Genomic DNA, 3463 nt, shown 5'->3' on the forward strand with positions numbered 1-3463 from the left:
GTGGCAAGGTCCAAGCCCTGGGGTCCCAAGCTCAAATCGATCACCGTCGCGAATTCCCAGTGCTGGCTCGCCAAGTCCTGCGTCGCTGGCGAAGTCGGGGCAAACGACTGCAAGCCGCCGATACATTAGGCACTGAAGTGGGAGGCAGAAAACTGTTGATCAACACGCTCGCTCTACGTCGATGCCTCCACCGTGAAGTGTTCTCAGATGATGAACAGTTCATCGGCGTGCTGCTTCCGCCCAGTGTCGGTGCCGTCGCAGTCAACGTGGCCTTGGCCGCCGATCGACGCGTCAGCGCCAACCTCAATTACACCGTCAGCAGCGAGGTGATGAACCACTGCATCCACGACGTGGGGATCAAACACGTGCTGACCAGCGATCGGTTCCTCGAAAAGATCGATGTGGAACTGGATGCCGAAATTGTGTCGCTGGACAAACTCAAAGAAAAAGTCAGCTTGGCCGACAAAGTCATCGCGGCTTTGCAAGCCACCATCGTCCCGAGCTGGTTGCTCGACCGCATCCTGGGACTCAACCAAGTCCAAAGCGATGACCTGCTTACCGTCATCTTCACCAGTGGTTCCACCGGCATGCCCAAAGGCGTGCTGCTGTCCAACGCGAACGTCAGCCACAACGTGGACGCTGTCAATCGTGCGATCCGCCTCAACACCGAAGATGTCGTCATCGGCGTCCTGCCATTCTTCCACTCGTTCGGCTACGCGGTCACACTTTGGGCGGCACAAACGCTCGGGCCTGCCGGTGTCTACCACTTCAATCCGTTGGATTCCAAACAGATCGGCAAGCTTGCTGAGAAGTACAAAGCCACCGTTTTGCTGGGCACCCCAACATTCATGCGAGGTTACCTGCGACGCATCACGCCGGAACAATTCAAAACGCTCAATGTTGCTGTGGTGGGTGCCGAGAAGATGCCCGCCGACCTGTTCGATGCCTTTGAAAAACGCTTTGGCGTCCGCCCCGTTGAAGGCTACGGCACGACGGAGATGAGCCCCTTGGTCAGCGTCAACATCCCGCCCTCCCGCTCCGCTGCGAAATTTCAACCCGACCGCGTCGAAGGCAGCGTGGGACGTCCTCTGCCGGGCATCTCCGCCAAGATCGTTTCGCCGGATGACGGAACCGAATTGGATGCGGGAGAAGACGGCATGCTGCTCGTGACCGGCCCCAATGTGATGCGAGGCTACGCAAACCGAGCTGACCTGACCGAGTCCGCTGTCATCGACGGTTGGTACACGACCGGCGACGTCGCGCACATCGACAGCGATGGATTTCTACATATCACCGGCCGTTTGAGTCGGTTTTCGAAGATCGCAGGCGAGATGGTCCCGCACATCAAGATCGAAGAAGAACTTGGCAAACTGCTCTCCGAAGGTGACGACGACGATCAAGTTCGCGTGTGCGTCACCGCCGTTCCATGCGAACGAAAGGGCGAACGAATCATCGTCTTGCATCTCCCCACGCCCCAAACGCCTGAAACGCTGCGAGAAGGACTCAAGACAGCCGGCCTCGCCAACCTGTTCATCCCCGCCGCCGACAGTTTCTTCGAAGTCGACCAGATCCCACTGCTTGGGACGGGAAAGCTCGACCTCAAGGGAGCTCGAGATGCGGCCAAAGAACTGACCATGGCGAACTGCTAAGCCGGCAGGCAGGGATCTTCAATGCCGAAAGACTCCTGCAACCGGCTCTAGGCGATCTCGTCTTCTTGACTGATTGGTGAGTTCAAATCGATCGCTTCAAATCGACTGCGATACAGAATGCGTTCCCACCACCGTGCTCGGCGCAGCGATGGATCATCCGCACTCACCAAATGGCGTTTCCCCCGACGGGTGCAAATCTTCAACTGATTGTCAGCGAGGACCTCTTCCACCACCCAGTACTTCTCCACCACGTAGCGATAGGTGTTGCCCTTCCCGGCGGCGTGAACGTCTGAGGCACGTGGTCCCGGCGAAACACTGCTTTTGTGCTTGCGATAGATCACCCAGTCGTTTCGCTGAAATTGAGTTGCAGCCAATGTCATTCCTGAGGTGTGGAGTTGAGACAACTTGCCGAACTGGAATGATGGCAGCTTTTCAAAAAAGGACAATTGGTGCACGAGGTCATTTCGGAAATGCCCGACGATTACGCGGACACTCCCCCGCCCACGATTGTGAAGTTTTCATGAATCACTTCGCGGAAAAACGAAACACGGTGGTCGTATCGTACTTCTCACCGGGTTTCAATATTGCCGATGGAAACGTCGGTTGATTCGGGCTATCGGGAAAGTGCTGAGTTTCCAAACAGAATCCGCCCCGATGCACGTAAGGCTTGCCTGACTTCCCCTTCAAACGACCATCGAGGAAGTTCCCGCAATAGAACTGGATCCCCGGTTCCGTCGTGCGCACTTCCATCACACGCCCCGATGTTGGTTCCGACACGCGAGCTGCCAACTGCATTGCACCGGGCTCACCGGAATGATCGATCACGAAGTTGTGATCGTACCCCATTCCAAATTCAAGTTGTTCGTTGTCGACCTCAATGTCGCGTCCAATCGTCTTTGCTTGGCGAAAATCAAACGGCGTCCCTTCCACGTCCCGCAACTCGCCGGTGGGGATCAAAGTGGAATCAACCGGAGTGAACTTCGAAGCGAACAACGTTAATTCGTGATCGAGAATGTTGCCGTTTCCCTCACCCGCCAAATTGAAATAGGTGTGCTGAGTGAGGTTGATGGGCGTGGCTTTGTCCGTGGTCGCTTCGTAACGGACGATCAACTCGTTCTTGTCCGTCCATTGGTAAGTGACTGCGACGCTCAAATTGCCGGGGTAACCTTCTTCACCATCTTTGGCGAGGTAGGTCATTTTCAGGGCTGGCTTTCCATTGAGCGACGTGGGAACGGCATCCCAAACGACCTTGTCAAAACCGATCACGCCCCCGTGCAAATGGTTGGGGCCGTTGTTCGTCGCCAGCGAATAAGTTTCGCCGTTCAACGTGAACTCACCATTCGCGATTCGGTTGCCGTAGCGCCCCACCACAGCCCCAAAGTAGGGCTTGTCGACCGCGTTGATGTAGCCTTCCACCGAATCGTACCCCAGCGCAACATCACCCAAATTCCCGTCGCGATCAGGCACGACAATCGAGGTCACGATCGCACCAAAATTGGTGATTTGAACCTTGGCACCATTTTCGTTCTCGAGCGTGTACAGCTCGATTGAATCAAAGTCTTCAACCTGCATCGGACTTTGTGCAACGACCGGAACGACCAAATATCCAATCATCAACGCACCCGCCAACCAATGGGCAATCAGACGGTTCATACGAATTCTCCAGAAGCGATAAACATGAGTCCAAAACGAAAGCGAATCTCGCGACATCTGCTGAACCATCAACGGTGCGGTCGCTAGAACGCCAGAAACGATGGGACGACTTAAACGGCGAAGTACGCGTAAACACCAAGACACAACAGCACCAAAACGCC

At 55.6% G+C, this 3463-nt stretch carries 3 protein-coding genes; 1 reads left to right on the forward strand and 2 read right to left on the reverse strand.

Translation table 11 applies throughout. The annotated features are described in order from the left end of the window. Nucleotides 1–1649, forward strand: a 1649-nt coding sequence (locus ACF8AM_RS05385) for an AMP-binding protein (protein WP_392554645.1), incomplete at its 5' end; no start/stop codon positions are given. Between the two features lie 47 nt (nucleotides 1650–1696). Here ACF8AM_RS05385 and ACF8AM_RS05390 read toward each other — a convergent pair. Both ACF8AM_RS05390 and ACF8AM_RS05395 read right to left on the reverse strand, forming a co-directional pair. After that, nucleotides 1697–2104: a hypothetical protein gene (locus ACF8AM_RS05390; RefSeq protein WP_392554646.1), complete on the reverse strand. Its 408-nt coding sequence runs from the start codon at nucleotides 2102–2104 to the stop codon at nucleotides 1697–1699. A 70-nt stretch (nucleotides 2105–2174) separates the two neighbouring features. After that, the gene (locus tag ACF8AM_RS05395) at nucleotides 2175–3263 is read right to left on the reverse strand and encodes an aldose epimerase family protein (RefSeq protein WP_392554647.1); all 1089 of its coding nucleotides are present in this window, start codon (nucleotides 3261–3263) and stop codon (nucleotides 2175–2177) included. Nucleotides 3264–3463: the final 200 nt, after the last annotated feature.

The organism is Rhodopirellula sp. JB055 (assembly GCF_043100905.1).
In the GTDB taxonomy this organism is placed as follows: domain Bacteria; phylum Planctomycetota; class Planctomycetia; order Pirellulales; family Pirellulaceae; genus Rhodopirellula.

What these genes read in the sequence shown, in the direction of transcription:
- ACF8AM_RS05395 (WP_392554647.1), bottom strand. Translation starts at nt 3,263, where the DNA reads ATGATTGGATATTTGGTCGTTCCGGTCGTTGCACAAAGTCCGATGCAG.